Here is a 19,376-nt window from a genome sequence, read left to right on the forward strand (position 1 = left end):
GGTGGGTCAGGCACCTCGCGCGGTCGCACCCTGGGTGCGCACCCGGCTGCGGACCGCACCCGGCGCCGCGCCGGCCCTCGCGCTGCTGGTCGCGCTGACCGCCGCCCTGGCGGCCGCGCTGCCGCTCGCGGTCGACCGGTACGAGGACGCGGGGCTGGTGCACGCCGTCCGCGCGGCCCGCCCCGACCGCACCACCGTACGGGTGACCGCCCCGCTGGTCGGCCCGGACGCCGAGTCCACCGACCCGGACAAGCCCGTCGACACCGCCCGGCTGCGGCAGCAGTACGGCAAGGTGCTGGGCGTCGCCGGGGGGCTGCTGCCGGTGGACCGGGACCAGTCGTCGTACGGCGTCATGACCGACGTCGATCTGCCGGTGCCCGACGCCTGGCTCCCGGCCCCGTCCGGGGCGCCCGCCCACGTGTCGCTGATGGCGCCCGACGGCCTGGGCGCGCACGCGCGGGTGCGCTCCGGCCGGCTGCCGCGCACCACCGCGCCGGTGGACCCCGAGTCCCCCCGGATCGAGGCCGCCGTCACCGCGGAGACCGCGAAGCGCATGCACATCGAGGTGGGTTCGGTCGTGCACCTCCCCGCCGTCGGCCGGCCCCCGGTCGCGGCCGAGGTCACCGGCATCCTCACCCCGCGCGACCCGGACGGCGCCTACTGGTCGACCGTTCCGCTGATGCAGACCCCCTCGCTGGTCCCGATACCGGACTCCGTGCCGGTGGCGAAGTACTGGCTGGGCACCCTGCTGATCCCGCAGAAGGCCACGCCCGCCCTGCTGAGCACCCGGTTCCACCCGTCCCGCTACTGGTTCGTCGCACCCCGGCTCACCGGGCTGCGCGCCCGCGGACTGGACGGCCTGCGCCACGGCGTCGCCTCGCTGGAGAACGGTCCCGGCCTCAGCCGCACCCGCGCCGCCACCGGCTCGGAGGCCGATGTGGACAGCGACCTGGACAACTTCCTCAACTCGTTCGCCGGTCTGCGTTCCACCGTCTCCCCGCTGGTCTCGGTGGCCGCCGCCGGCGCCGCGACGGTCGCCGCGGTCGTCCTGTGCATGGCGGGCGGGCTGGCCGCCGACCGGCGGCGCGCCGAACTCGCCCTGCTCCGGGCGCGCGGCGCGTCCCTGCCGGGGCTCGCCGGCCGGCTGCTGGCCGAGACCGCCGTGGCCGCCGTACCGGCGGGCGCGCTCGGCCTGGCCGCCGCGCTCCTGCTGCTGCCCGCGCACCACACCCTGTACGCCTTCGCCGCCGCGGCCGCCGTCACCCTGACCGCCTGCGCCGCGCTCCCGCTGGCCGCCGTCCTCGCCCACCGCAGGGTGCGGGCGACGGTCCCGCGCGCGGACGCGGCGAGCGTACGGCCCTCCCGGCGGCGGCTGGTCCTGGAGCTGACCCTGCTGGTGCCGGCCGCCGGCGCGGTCGAGGCGCTCCGGCGCCGCGGCACCACCGGCGACCAGCTGATCTCGCTGGCCCCGGTGCTGATCGCCGTGATCGCCACCTTGCTGCTGCTCCGCCTCCAGCCGCCGCTGCTGCGCCTCGCGGGGCGTCCCGCCGGGCGGCTGCGCGGCGCGGTCGCCCTGCTGTCCCTGGCCCGCGCGGGCCGCACGTCCGGCTCCGGCGCGCTGCCCCTGCTGGCGCTGCTGACGGCACTGACCACGGCGGCGTTCGGCGGCTCGGTGCTGTCGGGCGTGGCCGCGGCCCGCGACCGTGCCGCGCTGCTCACCGTCGGCGCCGACGCCCGCGTGGAGTACGGCTCCCCGCTGCCGTCCGGCCTGGCCGCACGGGTGCGCTCCCTGCCCGGGGTCCACGAGGTCGCGGCCGCGAGCATCACCTACGAGGCGACCCTGGGCACGACGGCCTACAAGGTGCCGGTGGCGGGCGTGGACCCGGGCACCTACAGCGCGCTGGCGGCCCGCACCGGCCTCGGCGCCTTCCCCGAGCGGGTGCTGAACGGGAAGGGCCCGCACGCGGGAAGCGGCACCGCGCCGCTCCCCGCCCTGGCCTCCCCCGGCGTCGCCAGGGACTACGGCACCGATCCGCTCAAGCTGTGGCTGCCGGACGGCAGCACCGTCACCGTGCGGATCACCACCGTGCGGGACCGCACCCCGGCCGTGCCCGGCTCCGAGTTCCTCGTCGTGGACCGTGCGGGGCTGCCCGGCAACGCCGCCCGGCCGACCTCGCTGCTGCTGACCGGGACCCCGCGCGACGCGGGCGCGCTGCGCCGGACGGCCGGCTCCTCGGCGGGCGTCCACACCCTCACCGAGGAGCGCGCCCGGTACGCCGACTCACCCCTGCAGACCGGCGCCGTGCACGTGTACACGGCGGCCGTCGCCGCGGGTGCCGGCCTCGCCGTCCTCGCCCTGCTGCTCGCGCTGCTGCGCGCGGCCCCCGAACGCGCCGCCCTTCTCGCCCGGCTGCGGACCATGGGGCTGACCCGCGCCCAGGGCCGGCGCCTGCTGATCCTGGAGTCGCTCCCCCAGGCCCTGCTCGCCGCCGCCGGGGGCGCCCTCACCGGGTGGACGGCCGTCCAGGTGCTGTCCCCCGGTGTCGATCTCCTCGTCCTGGCCATGCCCTCGGCCGGAGCCGCCACGGACCGGGCGGTCCTGGTCCCGGACCTCTGGTCGCTGGCCGTCCCGACGCTGACGGTCGTGGTGGTCGCGGTGGGCGTCGCGGCCCTGCAGGCGTGGTGGACGGGCAGACGCGGATCGGTGACGGAGCTGCGGGCGGGGGACGCCCGGTGAGGCCGTGCCGGGCGGTGCCCGGAGGCAGCGGGACACGGGGATGCCCGACGAAGCGGTTCAGGAGGACCTCATGACGACCGACCCGACCCTCACCGAGCTGGCCGACCGGGTGACCGAGGCCCGCGACCGTCCCGCCTACGGCCACGACGCGCTGATCACCTGCGACCGGCTGGTCCGGGTCTTCTCCGCCGACGGGGTGGAGGTGCAGGCGCTCCAGGGCCTCGATCTCCTGGTCCGCGAGGGCGAGCTGATGGCTCTCGTCGGCGCCTCGGGCAGCGGCAAGTCCACGCTGATGAACATCCTCGCCGGCCTCGACACCCCGACCGCGGGTGCGGCCCGGGTCGCCGGCCGGGACCTGCTCACCATGACCGCGAAGGACCGCCTGTCCTACCGCCGCGAGACCGTCGGCTTCGTCTGGCAGCAGACCTCCCGCAACCTGCTGCCGTACCTCACCGCGGCCCAGAACGTCGTCCTCCCGCTCCAGCTCGCCGGCACCCCGGGCCGCCGCTCCCGGGCCGCCCGCACCGCGCGCGCCCTGGAGCTCCTGGACCTGCTCCAGGTGGCCGACTGCCGGGACCGCCGCCCGCACGAGATGTCGGGCGGCCAGCAGCAGCGCGTCGCCATCGCGGTGGCCCTCTCGGGCGCCCCCGCGGTGCTGCTCGCCGACGAACCCACCGGTGAACTCGACTCGGGCACCGCCGCGCAGATCTTCGAGGCGTTCCGCACGGCGAACGAGACCCTCGGCACGACCGTCGTCATCGTCACCCACGACCAGGCGGTGGCCGACGAGGTCCGCCGCACGGTCGCGATCCGCGACGGCCGCACCTCCACCGAGGTGCTGCGGCGCAGCGAGGTCGACGTCACCACGGGCCACGAGACGGTGGTCGCCCGCGAGTACGCCATGCTCGACCGCGCCGGACGCCTCCAGCTGCCCGCGGAGTACACCCGGGCCCTGAACATGCGCGACCGCGTGGCCCTGGAACTGGAACCGGACCACATCGGGGTGTGGCCGGACGACAGCCGGGAGGACTGACCGACGGAAAGCGCCGGTCACCACGGCCTGGAGGACCGGACGGCGGGAAGCGCCGGTGTTCCGGCGGGGAGGGCCGACCGGCGGGAGCGCCGCCGGACGCCGGCGTGCGGGGCCGGCGTGCGGGGCCGACGTGCGGGGCCGACGTGCGGGATGCGCCGGGACTCAGCGCACGCTGACGCCGAGGGTGCCGAGGGCCCCGAGGCCGGCGCGGCGGACCGCGACGGAGCCGTACGGGGTGCGCAGCCTGAGCCACGCGCCCGAGGAGAACAGCGCGGTGTGCTCCGCGGGCGTCCCGGGCCGCAGGAAGCCGAGGGACTGGGCCGCGTGCACGACCCGTACCGGAAGCGGGGTCTGCCCGACCTCGCGGGACCAGATCTCCCGCCCTATCCGGTCCAGTTCACCGCGCGTACGCCGCTCGGGCGTCAACTCCTCCGTGCGGGAACGGAATTCGGCGACCGACCGGGCCACGGTCGAACGCAGCGCCTCCGGGGCCGGCAGTCCCGGCTCGGGACGCCAGTCACCGCGCGGCGGCAGCACCCCGGCCCACGGGGGGCCGGTGACCGCGGCCGGCACGGCGGCCGTGGCCGCCCGCTCGTCCACGGACTCCAGCAGCTCCCCCGCGGAGACGGTCGTGTCGAGGGTGACGTCGAGCCCGTTCTCGTACGGCTTGGCGAGCCGTACCGCGCGGACCGCGAGGACCTCGAAGGACGGCGGCCGGCCGAACACGGCGAGCGCGGTACCGGCCGCCTGGAGGCGCACCGCGGCCCCGCGGTCGTAGCGGAGCAGCCGGGAGAGGAAGGCGGCGAGGTCCGTCGCCTCCGTCTCGTCGGCGAGGTGGAGGACCGTCATGCGGCGACGGCCTCCTCCCCGGCGGCGTCGTCCCGGTACTCGCCGAGGAACTCCCGCTCCTCGGCGGTGATCCGGCGCGGCCGCTGGGCCTCGAAGTCGAACGGCACGATGACCGTCGAGGCCCGTACGTAGACCACGTCGTCGTCCTTCACCTCGTAGGCGAGGGTGAAGGACGCGGCGCGGACCTCGGTGACCCACAGCTCGATGTCCACCGGGTGGTGCCGGTGGACGAGCTGCCGCTTGTAGTCGATCTCGTGACGCGCCACGACCGACCCCTGCTGGAAGTCCTTGTCCGGGCGGAAGAGGAAGTCGATACGGGCCTCCTCCAGGTAGCGCAGGAACACCACGTTGTTCACGTGGCCGTACGCGTCCATGTCCGCCCAGCGCAGCGGGCAGCGGTAGATGTGGCGCACGAGTCGATCAGCCCCGGGTCAGCTTCTTGTAGGTGGCACGGTGCGGACGGGCGGCGTCGGCACCGAGCCGCTCGATCTTGTTCTTCTCGTACGACTCGAAGTTGCCCTCGAACCAGAACCACTTCGACTCACCCTCGTAGGCGAGGATGTGCGTGGCGACCCGGTCCAGGAACCAGCGGTCGTGGGAGACGACCACGGCCGCGCCCGGGAACTCGAGCAGCGCGTTCTCCAGGGAGGACAGCGTCTCGACGTCGAGGTCGTTGGTGGGCTCGTCGAGGAGCAGCAGGTTGCCGCCCTGCTTGAGGGTCAGCGCCAGGTTGAGGCGGTTGCGCTCACCACCGGAGAGGACGCCGGCCGGCTTCTGCTGGTCCGGGCCCTTGAAGCCGAACGCGGAGACGTAGGCGCGGGACGGCATCTCGACCTGGCCGACGTTGATGTAGTCCAGCTCGTCGGAGACGACGGCCCACAGCGTCTTCTTGGGGTCGATGTTCGCGCGGCTCTGGTCGACGTACGAGATCTTGACGGTCTCGCCGACCTTGATGGAGCCGGAGTCCGGCGTCTCCAGGCCCTGGATCATCTTGAACAGGGTGGTCTTGCCGGCGCCGTTGGGGCCGATGACACCCACGATGCCGTTGCGCGGCAGCGTGAAGGACAGGTCGTCGATGAGGACCTTCTCGCCGAACGCCTTGGAGAGGTTGTTCACCTCGACGACGATGCTGCCCAGACGCGGGCCCGGCGGGATCTGGATCTCCTCGAAGTCCAGCTTCCGCATCTTGTCGGCCTCGGCCGCCATCTCCTCGTAACGCGCGAGGCGGGCCTTGGACTTGGCCTGGCGCCCCTTGGCGTTCGACCGCACCCACTCCAGCTCTTCCTTGAGCCGCTTGGCGCGCTTGGCGTCCTTCTGGCCCTCGACCTTCAGACGGGTCTGCTTGGTCTCCAGGTAGGTGGAGTAGTTGCCCTCGTACGGGTAGGCGCGGCCGCGGTCGAGCTCCAGGATCCACTCGGCGACGTTGTCCAGGAAGTACCGGTCGTGGGTGATCGCCACGACGGTGCCCGGGTACTTGGCCAGGTGCTGCTCCAGCCAGTTCACCGACTCGGCGTCGAGGTGGTTGGTGGGCTCGTCGAGGAGCAGCAGGTCGGGCTGCTCCAGCAGCAGCTTGCAGAGCGCGACGCGGCGCTTCTCGCCACCGGAGAGGTTGACGACCGCCCAGTCGCCGGGCGGGCAGCCGAGCGCGTCCATGGCCTGCTCGAGCTGGGCGTCGAGGTCCCACGCGTTGGCGTGGTCCAGCTCCTCCTGGAGCTTGCCCATCTCGTCGAGCAGCGCGTCGGAGTAGTCGGTCGCCATCAGTTCGGCGATCTCGTTGAACCGGTCGAGCTTGCCCTTGATCCCGGCGACACCGTCCTGGACGTTCTCCAGGACGGTCTTCGCCTCGTCCAGCTTGGGCTCCTGCATCAGGATGCCCACGCTGTAGCCCGGGGAGAGGAACGCGTCACCGTTCGACGGCTGCTGGAGGCCCGCCATGATCTGCAGGACGGTCGACTTACCGGCACCGTTGGGGCCGACGACGCCGATCTTCGCGCCGGGCAGGAAGCTCAGGGTGACGTCATCGAGGATCACCTTGTCGCCGTGCGCCTTGCGCGCCTTGCGCATGGTGTAAATGTACTCAGCCAAGAGAAACCGTCCGGACGCTTGAAATCGGCAGTGGGCAGATACACCCCATCTTGCCTGACCGCCACCCCTGGATGGAAACTCGTCCGCCCGCCGGACGCCGACCTGGGCTTTCGGCGGGACGCCTGTGACCGGACGGTCACTCGCCGCTGCCTGCCGTCACCGTGGACGCCGCGGGGCGCCCGGGACGGCGGGGTGTCAGGGCGGGTTGGCCGCCATGCGGCAGGCGCCGTTCGCGGCGCCGCCCGGCACGCCTGCCTGGGTCAGGCCTTGCACACAGCCCTGGAGGTCCCGGTGCACTCCCTGGGTGCACGCCGTGGTGACGGCGTCCGTGACCTCCACACCGGTCTGCCGGACCATGCCGGCGCAGGCCGGGATGTCGGCGTGGGCGGCCGGGGCGACGAGGACCACGCCGCCGAGCACGAGGACCGAGCCGGTCAGGACGCGGGCGATACGGGCCGGCATACGCATGGGGAACACCTGCTCTCCGTCGGTCGGAGGCCTCTGCGCCGACGGGCGGACCGATCTCCGCCGCCGGCCGGGAGTCGCGGACACGGTGCGCCGAGCGGCCGCACGACACGGCACTACACGGCGCGGACCCGGGCCGGCGGAGGTCCGTGGACGCGAGGGCCCCGCACCCGTCGGCCCGGCGGGGCCGCCCCCGCATCCGACGCTAGAACAGCCCGCCACCGCACGCACCCCGGCCACGCGGCACCGGCCGGCGGGTCGGAGTCACTCCCCGAGCTGCATCTCCCGCTTGCGCAGGTAGACCAGGACGGCGCCGCCGATCACCACGAAGCCGATGGCCACGCCGGCGATCATCGGGGTGACCGCGGAGGAACCGGTCGCGGCGAGGTCGGTGCCGGTCTCGGCGGGGACGGAGACCGCGGGGCCGGGCTCGCTGAGCGTCCGGGTGGTCTGCATGGTGACGACACCCTGGGTCTTGCAGTCGAGGACCCCGGTGAAGTGCCGGCTGAAGCCGTCGGCCGAGGTGAGCGTGACGTCGTACGGCTGGTCCTCCTGCAGCGGGACCGTGACCGTGCCGGCGGCTCCGGGCGCGAGCGTGTGCTCGGTGCCCATCAGCGTGAACGTGAAGGGGAGGTCGCCCTTGTCCGCCGCCGTGATGTCCACGCCGCCCTTGGCGCAGTTCTTCCGCTCCGACACCGCCGGTACGGCGCCCTTGGCCGCCCAGGTGGCGTCCGCCTCGGCGGAGACGGTGGACTCGCTGGAGCCGGCCAGGATCTGGGTGGGGCTGCGGGACTCGGAGGCGAAGGCGCGGCCCACCGGCACGGTGGTGGAGGCCATCACGCTCAGCTGGTCCGCACCGTCCGCCGCGTCCTCGGGTATGTCGAAGTACAGCCGGCTGCCGTCCGTCGCCGAGGTGATGACGTCACCGTTCTTGTCGATGATCCGCACGCCGTCACCGGCCGCGTCCGCCGCCGGGGACACCGTCACGCTGCGGGCGTTGGTGTGCACGGTCACCGGTCCGAGCACGTCACCGGGGTGGCCGGAGACCGCGGGCGGGTCCAGGGTCAGCGATGCCTGCGGCTCGGCGGTGTCGCGGGCGCTCCGGTACAGATAGGCGGCGAGCTTCTCCGCCCGCGGGTCGACGGCGTCGACCTTCGCGCCGTCCGAGTAGCGCCAGATGGCCACCTGGGTGCCGGCCGCCGCGTCCTCCTCGGTCAGACCGCTCGCGCCGGCCCTGCGGGCGAGGGCGGCGAGGTCGTTGACCTGGGGGTAGGAGTTCTGCAGGATCCAGCGGATCCGGCCGGCGTTCTTGTTGGTGCCCAGCGACGTGCCGCTCCAGGGCGTCTCCTGGTACTGGGCGTCTCCCTGGACGGGGTTGTGCAGGTCGACGCCGTACGTCTGGAGGGTGCCGCCGTCGTTCACGGACATCTCGAAGAGGCCCGCGGCCATCGGCTGGTCGGTGCCGTTCTCGTGGACCACCGCCTCGCCGTAGATCTTGAGGCCGTTGATCGTGGCTCTCGCCCCGCCCTGAGTGGACGAAGTGCCGTCGTCGGCGGCGAGAGCCGCACCGGCGCCGGACAGCACGCCCGTCAGCGCCAGGCCGGAGACCAGCGTGACGGCGCCGGCCCGGACGACGCCGGCGGACCGGGTGAGGCCATGGAAGGCAGCAAGCACAGAATTCCCCTTCGAGCAGGACCCGTTGGACGTGGGGGAAGGTCCCACCAGCAGAATCGGCAGCCCCGAGGGGCACGTCCGGCATCCTATGAATCAACCTGGACCGCGCTCGCCGGTCAGATGGCCGGACGGGTGATCCGATCCGTAATCGTTATCGCGGACACCGCCCGCGAGCTGCGGACCCGGCGGCAAATGCGCTGCTGCGCGGGGGTGTTCGGAGCGTATTCGCCGACAATCCGGGGTTCTGTCGGGGTGGCGACGACTGGGTCACGGGGTGCAGGGCGTCGCTCCAGGGGCCCCCGCGACGGCATCCGTCTGACGTCACGTCACCAGTGCTGGTTCGCGCCGGGGTCGGGAACTCCTCGCCTTCGCGGGGGCCTTCGCGTCTGTCTTCGAGGGAGCCTTCCCTTCCGCCTTCACCTCCGTCATCGCGTTCGTCATCACGTTCACCTTCACGTCCGCTTTCGCAGCGGCCCTCGCGGGCGCCTCGGCGACTGCGGGGGTCTCCGCCTCCGGGGCCGCCTGCGGCGGCGGTGTCTCCCATGCCGGTTCCGGACCCGTGTCCGCCTGCCGTGTCTCCGCCCGGGGCGTCACCGACGGCGGCGCCTCGGGCCGAGGTGTGCGCCGGAACGCTGCCGTACCCCGTGCCAGATCGTGGCCGATCGTCACCGCGTCGATGTCCGCAGACGCCCACTGCTGCTGCCCCGCGCCCGTCTCCATGCGCACCTTCAGCCGCCCCTGCACGACGACGGGCTGGCCCACCTCCACCGACGCCATCACGTTCCCCGCGAGCTGGCGATTGGCCCACACCGTGAAGAAGTTGGTGTGGCCGTCCGTCCAGACGTTCCGCTCCCGGTCCCAGAAGCGCGCGGTCACCGCCAGCCGGAACCTCGCCGACGTCCCCGACGGCAGCTCCCGGTACACCGGCGCCGTCGCCACGTTGCCGACCACGCAGACCACGGTCTCGTTCATCCTGAACCCCTCCCTGCACCGGCCTCCACGGCCGGGCGGACTCCCGTACGAGCCCCTCCCGTACGGTCACGGCCGCGTCCTCGCCCGCCGTACCCCGCGGGCACTCCCGTGCCGCGGCGTCTGCCGGCCGTGGCACGCGATCGCCGTGGAACCAGGCTGCCCCCGCCGGGCCGTATCCGCTGAGCGCTGTGGAGGGCGGCGCTCCTGTGGACAACCCCGGCACCCGCACGGGTGACAGACCCTCAAAAACGCAGGCGCCACCGGCTTCTCGGAAACCGGTGGCGCCTGTACGCCCTCGCCCGGCCGGACCTCTTCGGTCACGGCGGGCGCGTTCACCCCACTCCGGCCCGCACCACCCGCCCGTACTGCTCCCGGACCTCGCGGTACCGCAGCAGCTCCGCCGCCAGCGGGTCCAGCACCCGGGCCCGTCCACAGCCCGCGGCGGCCTCCCGCAGCCGTCTCTCCGCGTCCAGGCCGTACCGCCGCGCGGGCCCCCGGGCCGCCATCCGGCAGCCCCACTCCACCAGCGGGCCTCCGACGATCCCGCACAGCATCATCAGGACGGGAACCCCCAGGTCAGGGGCCATGACACCGGCGATCTGGCCGACCAGCCACAGGCCGCCGGCGATCTGGAGCAGCGTCATCGCCGCCTGGACCATGACGGCCACGGGCCACCACCCGGGGCGGGGCGGCCGGCCCGACGGCGTTCCGGCGCGGGCCGCCAGCTCGTCCAGCGCCTCGGACAGCCCCTGGGAGCCGCGCACGGCCGACTCGCGCACCGCCTGCGCCCAGGGGGCCGGCAGGCCCGCGGAGGCGTGGTCGGACACCGTACGGACCGCCTGTTCCACGCGCTGGCGTGCCGTGGCCTCCTCGTCGGCCTGCCCGCGCACCGGCAGGATGCCCGTGGCGGGGCCGCCACGGGCCTGGTACCAGCGCCACAGCCGCAGCCAGGGTGTGCCGCAGGCGCGGTTGGCGTTGCGCAGCCAGGCACGCTCGGCGGCCTCACCGGCCGCGTGGGCACCGACGGCGTCCGCGAGCTGGGCGGAGAACTCCTCCCGCGCCTCCTCGCCGAGACCGCTGTGCCGCCCGGTGGCGTACACGGGCCGCAGTCCGGCCGCGGCGGCGTCCACGTCCGCGGACACCCGGCGGGCCGCCGCGTCACGCGCCGAGACGAACTGGCCGAGCGAGTCGCGCAGTTCGCCCAGGCCCTTGCCGGTGAGCGCGGACAGGGCGAGCACGGTGGCGCCCGGTTCGCCGTGTTCGCCGAGGGCGACGCCGTCCTCGTCGAGCAGCCGGCGCAGGTCGTCCAGGACCTGGTCGGCGGCTTCGCCGGGCAGCCGGTCGACCTGGTTGAGCACGACGAACATGATCTCGGCGTGGCCCGCCATGGGCCGCAGATAGCGCTCGTGCAGGACGGCGTCGGCGTACTTCTCGGGGTCGACGACCCAGATGACCGCGTCCACGAGCTTCAGGATCCGGTCGACGTGTTCACGGTGCTGCAGGGCCGCGGAGTCGTGGTCGGGCAGGTCGATCAGGACCAGCCCGCGCAACTGCGCCTCGGCCTCAGGGCTCTGCAGGGGGCGGCGGCGCAGCCGGCCGGGGATGCCGAGCCGGTCGATGAGGGTCGCGGCGCCGTCGCTCCAGCTGCACGCGATGGGGGACGCGGTGGTCGGGCGGCGTACCCCGGTGTCCGAGATCGCCACGCCGGCGAGGGCGTTGAACAGCTGGGACTTGCCGCTGCCGGTGGCGCCCGCGATGGCGACGACGGTGTGCTGCCCGGAGAGCCTGCGCCGGGCGGTCGCCTCGTCGAGCACCCGGCCCGCCTCGGCGAGGGTGTCGCTGTCCAGGCGGGCCCGGGACAGTCCGACCAGCTCGCGCAGGGCGTCCAGACGGGAGCGCAGCGGGCCGTCGTACGCCAGCGGTTCCGGGCTGACGGCGCCGCCGCTGCCGCCTCCGCGGGCCGCCTTTTCGAGGGCGCCGGCGTGCTCGGCGGCGATCGCGGCGGCCGTGCTCTCGGTGGCGCGGCGGGCGATGAGGCCGTCGTCCCAGACCTCGGCGGTGTCGGCGGCGGGGCCGCTGTCCTTCACGCGCGCGTGCGTCGCGGCGGCGGCGCGGTCGTCCTCGGTGTCGCCGTGGGGTTCCGCGTCCGGGTACGCGTCCGCGTCGGTGCCGGCTTCCGCGTCCATGTCGGCGTCGGCGTCGATGTCGATGTCGGCGTCGATGTCGGCATCGGCTTCCGCGGACGCGGTGTCGTGCTCGCCGTCGTGTCCGCCTGCGGCCCGGTCGGCGTGTGCGTTCGCGGCGGCCTGCCTGAAGTCACCCGTACGGCTCAGGTCGTCCGAGCGCGTCGGGGAGCCGTCGAGGTGGTCGGGCCGGTCCGGACGGCCGGTCCGGCCCGCGGGCCCGGCATGATCCGTGCGATCGGTGCGATCCGTGCGATCGGCACGGTCGGAGCGGTCCGCCTGGACCACGCCGTCCATGCGGTCCACGCGGTCGGTCCGGGCCCGGTGATCCGTGTGATCCAGGTGACCTGCGTGATCCAAGTGGCCTGCGTGATCCAAGTGCTCCAGGTGGTGCAGGTGATCCGTGTGATCTCTGTGTCCGGTGCGATCCCCGTGGTCCATGCGATCCCTCTGGTCCGTGTGGTCCGTGTGGTCCTGGTCAGTGACGGCGGCCACCGGTCACCTCTCCTTCTGCAGTACGGACAGCGCGGCGATGAGTTCGGCCTGGGGCTCGGCGTGGACGTCCAGGGCGTCGAGCGGGGCGAGGCGGCGCTCGCGTTCGACGTGTACGACACGGTCGACGTGCTCGGTCAGCAGGTGCCCGGCGCGGTCCCGCAGCCGCAGCGCGCCGTGGGCGCCGAGGCGCTCGGCGAGCCGCTCGCCCGAGGCGCGTGCCCGGCGCCCGCCGAGGAGCGCGGTGGCGACGAGGGCGGCGACGGCCTCGGGATCGGGCGCGTTGCCGCGTTCGAGCTGGCGTACCTCCTCCTCGGCGTACTCCTCCAGCTCGCGCCGCCAGCGCCGTACGGCGAGCCCGATGCGGTGCTCGGCGCTCTCCAGGGCGGGGTCGCGGTCGCCCAGCTCGGGGGCGCGGGAGGCGGGCTCGCGCCGCCAGGCGTCGTCGATCCGTTCGTCGGCGGCGGTGACGGCGCACAGCAGGAGCGAGCCGAGGCTCTCCACGAGGGCGTCGAGCAGTTCGCCGGCGGTGCAGTCCAGGGGGAAGGCGCGCCAGCGCTTGAGGGCGTCCCCGGCGAGCACGGCCCCGGACTGGAGCCGGCCCCTGACGCGCGCGAGCTCGTTGTCGTAGGCGCCTTCGACGGCGGAGGTGAGGCGGAGGGCGGCCGCGTACTGGGCGGCGGCGGCGCCGGCCAGCTCGGGCATGCGGGACTTCAGCGAGTCGAGGAGCCCGTACGCCGTACGGGCCATGATGTCCTGCCGGGCCGCGGGGTCCTGGGCGTGGTCCACGAGCCAGGTCCGCAGGGGTGCCACGGCGGAGGCCGGCAGCAGGCCGCCACCCCAGGCGGACTCGGGCAGCTCGGGCACGGTGAACCGGGGCACGTCACCGAGTCCGGCCTTGGTGAGCAGGGCGCCGTACTGGCGGGAGACCTCCGAGACGACCTGGTGGGGAACCCGGTCGAGGACGGTCACCAGGGTGGCCTTGTACTCCTTGGCGGTGCGCAGCAGGTGCCAGGGGACGGCGTCGGCGTAGCGGGCGGCGGTGGTGACCATGACCCAGATGTCGGCGGCGCAGAGCAGCTCCGCGGCGAGCACGCGGTTGCCGGCGATCAGGGAGTCGATGTCGGGGGCGTCGAGCAGGGAGAGCCCGCGCGGGAGGGTGTCGGCGGTCTCGATGCGCAGGACGCGGGCGGGGTTCTCGCCGGGGAGGAGGAGGTCGTCGGCGGGGTCCTTGTGGGGCACCCAGACGCGGGTGAGGTCGGGGAGCACCCGCATGCCGCTGAACCAGTGATGATCCTCCGGATGGCAGACGAGCACCGGGGTGCGGGTCGTGGGTCTGAGCACCCCCGCCTCGCTCACGCGCCGGCCCACGAGGGAGTTGACCAGGGTCGACTTCCCGGCACCGGTGGAGCCGCCGATGACGGCCAGCAGCGGGGCCTCGGGGGACCGCAGTCTGGGCACCAGGTAGTCGTCTAGCTGCGCGAGGAGTTCGTCGCGGTTGGCACGCGCGCGTGGGGCCCCCTTGAGGGGAAGCGGAAAGCGTGCGGCGGCGACACGGTCGCGCAGCGCGGAGAGTGTGTCGAGCAGCTGAGGCCGTACGTCCAAGGTCACCACATGCGAAGAATGCCCAATTTTAGGGGAATTCTGAAGCATATGGACATGCCTGCGTGCCGACGGGACAGATCGGGCGGAAGGGGTGACTGGGACATCGGCATAGTCCAGGCATAACGAGTGCACAACACCCGGCGCGCCGGGCGTCAAAAGCGGTGCATGATTCGTACCTGCCTGCGATTATCAGGACCGCTTCACCGAACCTCCACATCGAGCCGCGGAGGCGAAGCGACAGGGTCGGGGAACGAGGAGCTTTATCCTTGTCCCGCACCGAGCCCCCGTAGCTCAGTGGATAGAGCAGGCGCCTTCTAAGCGCTTGGCCGCAGGTTCGAGTCCTGCCGGGGGCGCCAGTCTCCGCCCTCCCGCCCGGGAGGGCTTTTTGCTGGTCAGAGCATCTTTCACTCGACACGGCGAAGCCCCGGGCACTCCCCCGACGATCAAGGGAAGGCTCCGGGGCTGTCCGGCTGTCACCGGGTTTTCGCGGGTGGCCGTGTCGAATACGTGTCGAAGTTCTCGGCCGGATGAGTCAACGGGCGTCCGGCAGCTCCGGGAGATCCCCCGCGGCTTCGAGCCGCCTCTTGAGATCAGGAAGCTGCCCCTCGACACACCGGGCGTAGGTGGCCAGCAGCACGGGCACGCTGTTGCCGGCCCAGTCGGCCACCTGAGCGGGTGGGATCCCGTCGTTGAGCCACTTCGTCAGGCGCGTGTGCCGGTTGTCGTACACGCGCTTACCGGTGGGCGACTCGAAGATGTGAGGAGGCAGCACCGCCTCGCGCGCACCACGCCAGGCCCTGCGGATCACGGAGCCCGCGAGGATGCCGCCCGTCTCCCCCTGGAACAGCAGGTCGCCCGGCTCAAGCGCTTCGTCCTCGATGTGCTGCCGCAGGATGCGCGTGAGAGCGGGATGCCCCGGCACGGTGCGCGTCTCCCCCTCGGCACGCCCCTTCAGATCACGTTCTTCGTGAATCCTGCCCGTGTCGGTCCACTGCTTGCCGACCTCCGGCGTCGCCGTGTGGATCAACAGTTCACACCATTGGTCGTCGGTGTCCGGGGCAGGCAACGTCACGTCTCCCACCCGCATAGCCACGGCTTCCTCAGGGCGCGGACCGCAGTAGTACAACGTGGCGAAGAAGGCATGCAGACGCTTGCCTCCGCGTGGCCGGCGCCGGATCCAGTCCAGGAGAGCCGCGGCCTGGTCCGGGTTCATCAGGGACCGCTTGTCCACGGCGTTCGTGGTCTTGGTCGCGGTCGTCGTCTCCTTCCCCTTGGGGAGCGGGTTGGTCCGCAGGATGCGCCGCCGTATCGCGTACTTCATGGCGACGTTGAGGATCCGACGGTGCCGCTTGCGGGACCACGCGGCGGCCTGCCTGCCGTCGAGAAGCGTGTCGATGGCTCGAAGGATCTCGTCGGCCTTGTCCGGGTCCTCCCAGACCGAGACGGGAAGCGAGTTCCGCTCTACCCACTTGAGGATGGCCTCCACGTCACGGGGAGCCGCACCTCGTCGGTTCTTGTTGAACGCCCATTCGCGCAGGGCAGTACGAACCGCTGCCGGTTCGAATTGGGTGGGCTTGGCTCGAAGGAGTGCGACGGTGGTCGCGGTCAGGGTCTTGGCAAGGTTCTTCCGGCTGTTGCCGCCGAGTTGGGCCCAGCGCGCGTCCACGTACTCGACGGCGAACTTGTACCAGCTCATGGCGGCCGACTTGGAGCGGTGCGACACCGGCAAGCCGGTCGCGATGACGAACGCCTCCCCCTTGCCGGTCGCCGAGATGAGTTCGGAGCGGAAGCCCTCCGCGAGCGCGACGGTGCCGAACGGCTCACGCCAGCGCTTGCCCGCCACCACCCAGCGCACCGTGTGGGTGGTCTTTCGGGCGCCCTTGTAGGTGAGGATCTTGTAGATCTTGACGTCGTAGGTCGTCTCCATCAGGCGGCGTCCTCACGGTCGTCGAGCCAGTGATCGAGGTCGCTTCGCCGGATACGGAGGTCACCGTTGGGGAGCTTGATGCACCGCGGGGCGCGGCGTTTGGCACGCCAGTCGTAGAAGGTCGAGCGGGAGACCGCCAGCTCCTCACAGACCTCCGCGAGGGTGAGCATGGTCCGTCGTGACCGGATGGCCGTGGTCATGTCGTGCTCCCTTCGTTCAGGAGGGCTTCGCGGGCGGTCTCGCGGTTTGTCTGGAGGTCCCGGGCGATGGTCGCTGCGAGCGCGGCTTCACCCGGTGTGTGGCCGTGGCCGGCGTACTGCCAGTCCGTTAGGACGAGGACGGTGTCCGGCTCGCGGTCGTCGAGGCCCTGGGCGGAGGCATCCTGAGCGGCTCGGTAGTCGGCGCGTTCCTGGCGAAGGGCCCCAAGGGTGGTCGAGTACGTGCGCGACTTGGACGAAAAATGCCCGCGAAAGCCGAGCATGTGGGCCCAGGCCCAGAGGCGCCGATCCGGATACAGGCCGTCCAGGTCGCGGCATGCGGTGATCAGCCGCCGGGTGTGGTCGGGGACCTGGTGGCGGTCGAGTTCGGCGAGTTCACCGATTCGGCGGTCGAGGGTCCCGGTGTTCTCGGCGGCCTTCGTGGCGTACTTCGCCACGTACGAGGCGACGGCCTGTTCGGTGATGTCGGAGCCGTCGCCGAAGGCTTTCACCGGGCGGACGTCGAACTGTCGTCCCCAGCGGAAGGTACGGGCGGGGTGGTCCTCGACCGCCGGTACCGACACCGAGGTGTAGGAGTGCGCTGCGGCGGCCCGTAGCGCGTCCATGAGGAGGTCGACCGTGGCCCAGGCGGGCGGGGGCGTCCCGGGCCCCTCCGGGCCGTCGAGGCGTACGACGGCATGGAAGTGCAGGGCACCGCGCTTCTGGAACTCGGCGACCTTGCCGTACGAGACACGGAGGTGGTCGGAGAGCTCCCGGCGGGACAGGCCGACACGGCCGGCGATCTCGCGGCGGAGCCGTGTGGTGAACCGCTGCCACAGCTGTCCGGCGTGGTTGTTGAACAGCACGGCGCCCGCGTAGTCGTAGGTGTCCGGGTCGAGGGCGGTGCCCAACTCCGGCGCGTCGGCCGTGTGCTGTGTGCCGCAGCGGCAGGCGCCGTGGTCGGGACGGTTGTGGACCGGGCCGAACGAGGGCGCCGTGAGGGTGGCGAAGACGCGCGGGTGTTCGCGGACCGTGGCGGGGATGTCCCGTCGGTCGTCCCCGGCCAGGCCCGCGCGGATGAGGTGGTAGGTGTCGCCCGCGTAGGTCCAGGCGCAGGACGGGCAGCGGGAGGCGCGACGGTTGCCGCAGGCGAGGCGAAGGCGCCCACCAGGCTCGTCCGCAGTGGAGTAGTGGTGCAGCGGTTCGCCGGTGGTCTTGTCCTTGTGGAGGACCCAGCCGGTGAGGTGGATCGGGTCGGAGCAGCCTCCGGTGCGACGGATCTGGTCTTCCCATCGGGCGTAGTCGGAGGCGGACGCCACCCGGAGCAGGTCGCCGAGCGTGATGGGGTCGAGGAATGTGGCGGGCGCGGGCGCACTCGGTGTCGAAGCTGAGGCGCGGTGGGCCATGCTGGTGGTTCCTTCCGGTTGCGAGATCGGACAGGGACGGCGCCCGGGCGGCGGATGCTTGGCGGTATCGAGGCCGCCCGGGGGCCGGTCAGCGCCGACGGGTCTCAGAGGTGATCAGCGAGCGGACGACGAGGGCGCAGACGGCGACCGAGGCTCCGGTGACGGCGACCGCCAGGAGCATGGAGACCAGGACGGCGCCGACGACCAGGACCACGGCCGTGCCGTCACCGACCAGGGCGAGCGCGGTGCCCGGGGTGAGCTGGACGACCGGCCGGGTCGACGCGGGAGCAGCGGGGGCGGACGGCGCGGTCTGCGCCGGTGGGATGACCGCGGTCGACTCGACGAGGGCGGCCGGCGTCACACGCCCGGTCGGGACGGGCATGGTCGGGATCTTCGGACGGAACATCGGTGGACTCCCTTCAGAGCCGGACTACTTGACCAGGCTGTTGATGGCGGGCGCGAGCACGCTGTCGGCGAGGAGGAAGCCGCCGAGAAGCAGGACGCCGACGAGCCAGACGGGCGGACGGATGAGCCTGACGCCGAGGTAGCCGACGACGAGCAAGGCGAACCAGAGCGGTACCTGCATGGCGAGCGGTCTCCTAGCGGACGCGGCAGCGGTGGGTGCGGGCGGCGAGCTGTGCGGCGGACTGGCTGGAGTAGTCGGCGGACCAGCCGCAGCGGTCGGCGGTACAGACGGCGGCGTACACGGTCCGGCCGTTGCGGTCGCGGTGGGTGCCGATCTGCACGGGACCGATCCGCATCAGGGAGTGGAAGTTGTCGCGGGCAGGCATCGGGACGTGTCCTTCCTGTCAGGCGAGGTGAGCGGCGATGGCGTCGGCGAGATGGGGCGGGACGCCGAGGCGGGAACGCAGGGTGTCTGTGTCGATCGGGGCCCCAGTGCGGGCGCGGTACTCGTCGGCGACCTTGCGGGCGTGGTCGACGAGGACAGCGGGGACGGCCGGCGGAGGCACCGGGGCAGGTCTCTCGGCCTCGACTGGAGCCGGGTCCGCGTGCGGCTCAGGCACCAGTGCTTCCGCGAGTCGAGGTTCGGTGTTCGGCGTGTCCGGCACAGGCACCGGCACAGCAGACTCCGGCTCCGCACCGGCCGAGTGGGCGAGGAGCGTTCCACCGAGGAAGGCGAGCGCGGGCCATCCGGCGACGCCGAGGCGGAGCAGGGCGGGCGGGTCGGTCAGGTCGAGGAACCCGGCGGTGGCGATGTTGGCGCCGAGCGAGGCGAACAGGGCGATCACGAACCAGCACCAGGCCAGCCGGGAGGGCCCCTCACTGTGCAGCCGCCGCCAGGCCGCGACCAGGAGCAGGTCGACGCTGACCGGGTAGGCCCACGCCTTCCAACCGTCCTGTCCGGCCGCGGAGGCCAGGTCGTGCAGGTGGGCGAAGGACAGGGCACCGGCGATGACGGCCTGGACCAGCACGGCGTCGACACGGAGGCCGCGACGGGCGCCCATCAGGATCGCTCATCCGGGGAGGCGGGGCCGTCCTCGGGGTCGTAGCCGGACGAGAGCATGCCGGGCGGCGGCTCGGGCAGCGAGACGGCGAGGGACGAGCTGACCGCCTCCACGAAGTCGAGGTCGGCGCCGGTCATGTCGCCGTACAGGGCGAGTTGGCCGAGGAGGAGCACGGTCCGGGCGAAGTCCTCGCAGTTCGGGCACATGCCGAGTTCTCCCTTCATCAGGCATGGCAGGGGTAGGGACTCGGCGCGAAGGCGGTCGCGCCGGCCGTTGGGGTGCTGT

17 protein-coding genes, 1 tRNA gene and 1 pseudogene are annotated in these 19,376 nt (G+C 72.9%); 3 read left to right on the forward strand and 16 right to left on the reverse strand.

All coding sequences use genetic code 11. The annotated features are described in order from the left end of the window. Position 1 precedes the first annotated feature (1 nt). Together ACIPRD_RS26625 and ACIPRD_RS26630 are read left to right on the forward strand one after the other, a co-directional pair. Positions 2-2,737 (forward strand): FtsX-like permease family protein, encoded by a 2,736-nt coding sequence (locus ACIPRD_RS26625; protein ID WP_401566563.1) that lies wholly within the window; start codon positions 2-4, stop codon positions 2,735-2,737. A 70-nt stretch (positions 2,738-2,807) separates the two neighbouring features. After that, the gene (locus ACIPRD_RS26630; RefSeq protein ID WP_401566566.1) at positions 2,808-3,770 is read left to right on the forward strand and encodes an ABC transporter ATP-binding protein; all 963 of its coding nucleotides are present in this window, start codon (positions 2,808-2,810) and stop codon (positions 3,768-3,770) included. 162 nt (positions 3,771-3,932) lie between these two features. Here the strand turns inward: ACIPRD_RS26630 and ACIPRD_RS26635 are convergent, their stop codons facing one another. The 8 genes and pseudogenes from ACIPRD_RS26635 to ACIPRD_RS26670 form a co-directional block, all read right to left on the reverse strand. After that, entirely contained in the window at positions 3,933-4,619 is a 687-nt protein-coding gene (locus ACIPRD_RS26635; protein ID WP_401566569.1) for a hypothetical protein, read from the reverse strand. Continuing rightward, positions 4,616-5,032, reverse strand: coding sequence for an acyl-CoA thioesterase (locus tag ACIPRD_RS26640; RefSeq protein ID WP_401566572.1), 417 nt, complete (start codon positions 5,030-5,032; stop codon positions 4,616-4,618). The genes ACIPRD_RS26635 and ACIPRD_RS26640 overlap by 4 nt, the downstream gene beginning before the upstream one ends. A gap of 7 nt (positions 5,033-5,039) precedes the next feature. Continuing rightward, the gene (gene ettA / locus ACIPRD_RS26645; protein WP_356397215.1) at positions 5,040-6,704 is read right to left on the reverse strand and encodes an energy-dependent translational throttle protein EttA; all 1,665 of its coding nucleotides are present in this window, start codon (positions 6,702-6,704) and stop codon (positions 5,040-5,042) included. A gap of 195 nt (positions 6,705-6,899) precedes the next feature. Beyond that, positions 6,900-7,172 carry a hypothetical protein gene (locus ACIPRD_RS26650; protein ID WP_356397212.1) on the reverse strand — a complete coding sequence of 91 codons (273 nt, stop codon included), beginning with the start codon at positions 7,170-7,172 and terminating at the stop codon, positions 6,900-6,902. A gap of 261 nt (positions 7,173-7,433) precedes the next feature. Further along, a complete protein-coding gene (locus ACIPRD_RS26655) occupies positions 7,434-8,843 on the reverse strand; it encodes a TQXA domain-containing protein (RefSeq protein ID WP_401566575.1) in 1,410 nt (469 codons plus the stop codon). Positions 8,844-9,335: 492 nt separating this feature from the next. After that, positions 9,336-9,815, reverse strand: a pseudogene (locus tag ACIPRD_RS26660) (single-stranded DNA-binding protein); the annotation flags it as partial. A gap of 332 nt (positions 9,816-10,147) precedes the next feature. Beyond that, positions 10,148-12,295 carry a YfjP family GTPase gene (locus tag ACIPRD_RS26665; protein ID WP_401567029.1) on the reverse strand — a complete coding sequence of 716 codons (2,148 nt, stop codon included), beginning with the start codon at positions 12,293-12,295 and terminating at the stop codon, positions 10,148-10,150. Between the two features lie 201 nt (positions 12,296-12,496). Beyond that, positions 12,497-14,104: a dynamin family protein gene (locus tag ACIPRD_RS26670; RefSeq protein WP_401566578.1), complete on the reverse strand. Its 1,608-nt coding sequence runs from the start codon at positions 14,102-14,104 to the stop codon at positions 12,497-12,499. A gap of 271 nt (positions 14,105-14,375) precedes the next feature. Between ACIPRD_RS26670 and ACIPRD_RS26675 the strand changes: the two genes are divergently transcribed. Next, a tRNA-Arg gene (locus ACIPRD_RS26675) sits at positions 14,376-14,451 on the forward strand. A 176-nt stretch (positions 14,452-14,627) separates the two neighbouring features. Here the strand turns inward: ACIPRD_RS26675 and ACIPRD_RS26680 are convergent. The 8 genes from ACIPRD_RS26680 to ACIPRD_RS26715 all read right to left on the reverse strand — a co-directional run bounded on the left by ACIPRD_RS26680 (position 14,628) and on the right by ACIPRD_RS26715 (position 19,297). Further along, a complete protein-coding gene (locus ACIPRD_RS26680; RefSeq protein WP_401566581.1) occupies positions 14,628-16,022 on the reverse strand; it encodes a tyrosine-type recombinase/integrase in 1,395 nt (464 codons plus the stop codon). After that, entirely contained in the window at positions 16,022-16,222 is a 201-nt protein-coding gene (locus tag ACIPRD_RS26685) for an AlpA family transcriptional regulator (protein ID WP_235460008.1), read from the reverse strand. The genes ACIPRD_RS26680 and ACIPRD_RS26685 overlap by 1 nt, the downstream gene beginning before the upstream one ends. Then, positions 16,219-17,625 (reverse strand): replication initiator protein RepSA, encoded by a 1,407-nt coding sequence (gene repSA / locus ACIPRD_RS26690; RefSeq protein WP_401566584.1) that lies wholly within the window; start codon positions 17,623-17,625, stop codon positions 16,219-16,221. The genes ACIPRD_RS26685 and repSA overlap by 4 nt, the downstream gene beginning before the upstream one ends. Before the next feature lie 88 nt (positions 17,626-17,713). Next, positions 17,714-18,031: a SpdD-like protein gene (locus ACIPRD_RS26695; protein WP_401566587.1), complete on the reverse strand. Its 318-nt coding sequence runs from the start codon at positions 18,029-18,031 to the stop codon at positions 17,714-17,716. Positions 18,032-18,055: 24 nt separating this feature from the next. Beyond that, positions 18,056-18,211 (reverse strand): hypothetical protein, encoded by a 156-nt coding sequence (locus ACIPRD_RS26700; protein WP_401566589.1) that lies wholly within the window; start codon positions 18,209-18,211, stop codon positions 18,056-18,058. Positions 18,212-18,224: 13 nt separating this feature from the next. Continuing rightward, the gene (locus ACIPRD_RS26705) at positions 18,225-18,416 is read right to left on the reverse strand and encodes a mobile element transfer protein (protein WP_401566591.1); all 192 of its coding nucleotides are present in this window, start codon (positions 18,414-18,416) and stop codon (positions 18,225-18,227) included. 18 nt (positions 18,417-18,434) lie between these two features. Continuing rightward, the gene (locus ACIPRD_RS26710; RefSeq protein ID WP_401566594.1) at positions 18,435-19,091 is read right to left on the reverse strand and encodes a DUF2637 domain-containing protein; all 657 of its coding nucleotides are present in this window, start codon (positions 19,089-19,091) and stop codon (positions 18,435-18,437) included. Next, positions 19,091-19,297, reverse strand: a complete 207-nt coding sequence (locus ACIPRD_RS26715; RefSeq protein WP_401566597.1) for a hypothetical protein — start codon at positions 19,295-19,297, stop codon at positions 19,091-19,093. The genes ACIPRD_RS26710 and ACIPRD_RS26715 overlap by 1 nt, the downstream gene beginning before the upstream one ends. Positions 19,298-19,376 lie beyond the last annotated feature (79 nt).

Origin of the sequence: Streptomyces sp. NPDC090108, from assembly GCF_044747185.1 — a bacterium.
Lineage (GTDB): Bacteria > Actinomycetota > Actinomycetes > Streptomycetales > Streptomycetaceae > Streptomyces.

Excerpts from the sequence above, each read along its gene's own strand:
- ACIPRD_RS26630 (WP_401566566.1), top strand. The coding sequence starts at position 2,808 with ATGACGACCGACCCGACCCTCACCGAGCTGGCCGACCGGGTGACCGAG.
- ACIPRD_RS26635 (WP_401566569.1), bottom strand. The coding sequence starts at position 4,619 with ATGACGGTCCTCCACCTCGCCGACGAGACGGAGGCGACGGACCTCGCC.
- ACIPRD_RS26650 (WP_356397212.1), bottom strand. The coding sequence starts at position 7,172 with ATGCGTATGCCGGCCCGTATCGCCCGCGTCCTGACCGGCTCGGTCCTC.
- ACIPRD_RS26665 (WP_401567029.1), bottom strand. The coding sequence starts at position 12,295 with ATGGACGGCGTGGTCCAGGCGGACCGCTCCGACCGTGCCGATCGCACG.
- ACIPRD_RS26680 (WP_401566581.1), bottom strand. The coding sequence starts at position 16,022 with ATGGAGACGACCTACGACGTCAAGATCTACAAGATCCTCACCTACAAG.
- ACIPRD_RS26685 (WP_235460008.1), bottom strand. The coding sequence starts at position 16,222 with ATGACCACGGCCATCCGGTCACGACGGACCATGCTCACCCTCGCGGAG.
- repSA (WP_401566584.1), bottom strand. The coding sequence starts at position 17,625 with ATGGCCCACCGCGCCTCAGCTTCGACACCGAGTGCGCCCGCGCCCGCC.
- ACIPRD_RS26695 (WP_401566587.1), bottom strand. The coding sequence starts at position 18,031 with ATGTTCCGTCCGAAGATCCCGACCATGCCCGTCCCGACCGGGCGTGTG.
- ACIPRD_RS26700 (WP_401566589.1), bottom strand. The coding sequence starts at position 18,211 with ATGCAGGTACCGCTCTGGTTCGCCTTGCTCGTCGTCGGCTACCTCGGC.
- ACIPRD_RS26705 (WP_401566591.1), bottom strand. The coding sequence starts at position 18,416 with ATGCCTGCCCGCGACAACTTCCACTCCCTGATGCGGATCGGTCCCGTG.
- ACIPRD_RS26710 (WP_401566594.1), bottom strand. The coding sequence starts at position 19,091 with ATGGGCGCCCGTCGCGGCCTCCGTGTCGACGCCGTGCTGGTCCAGGCC.
- ACIPRD_RS26715 (WP_401566597.1), bottom strand. The coding sequence starts at position 19,297 with ATGTGCCCGAACTGCGAGGACTTCGCCCGGACCGTGCTCCTCCTCGGC.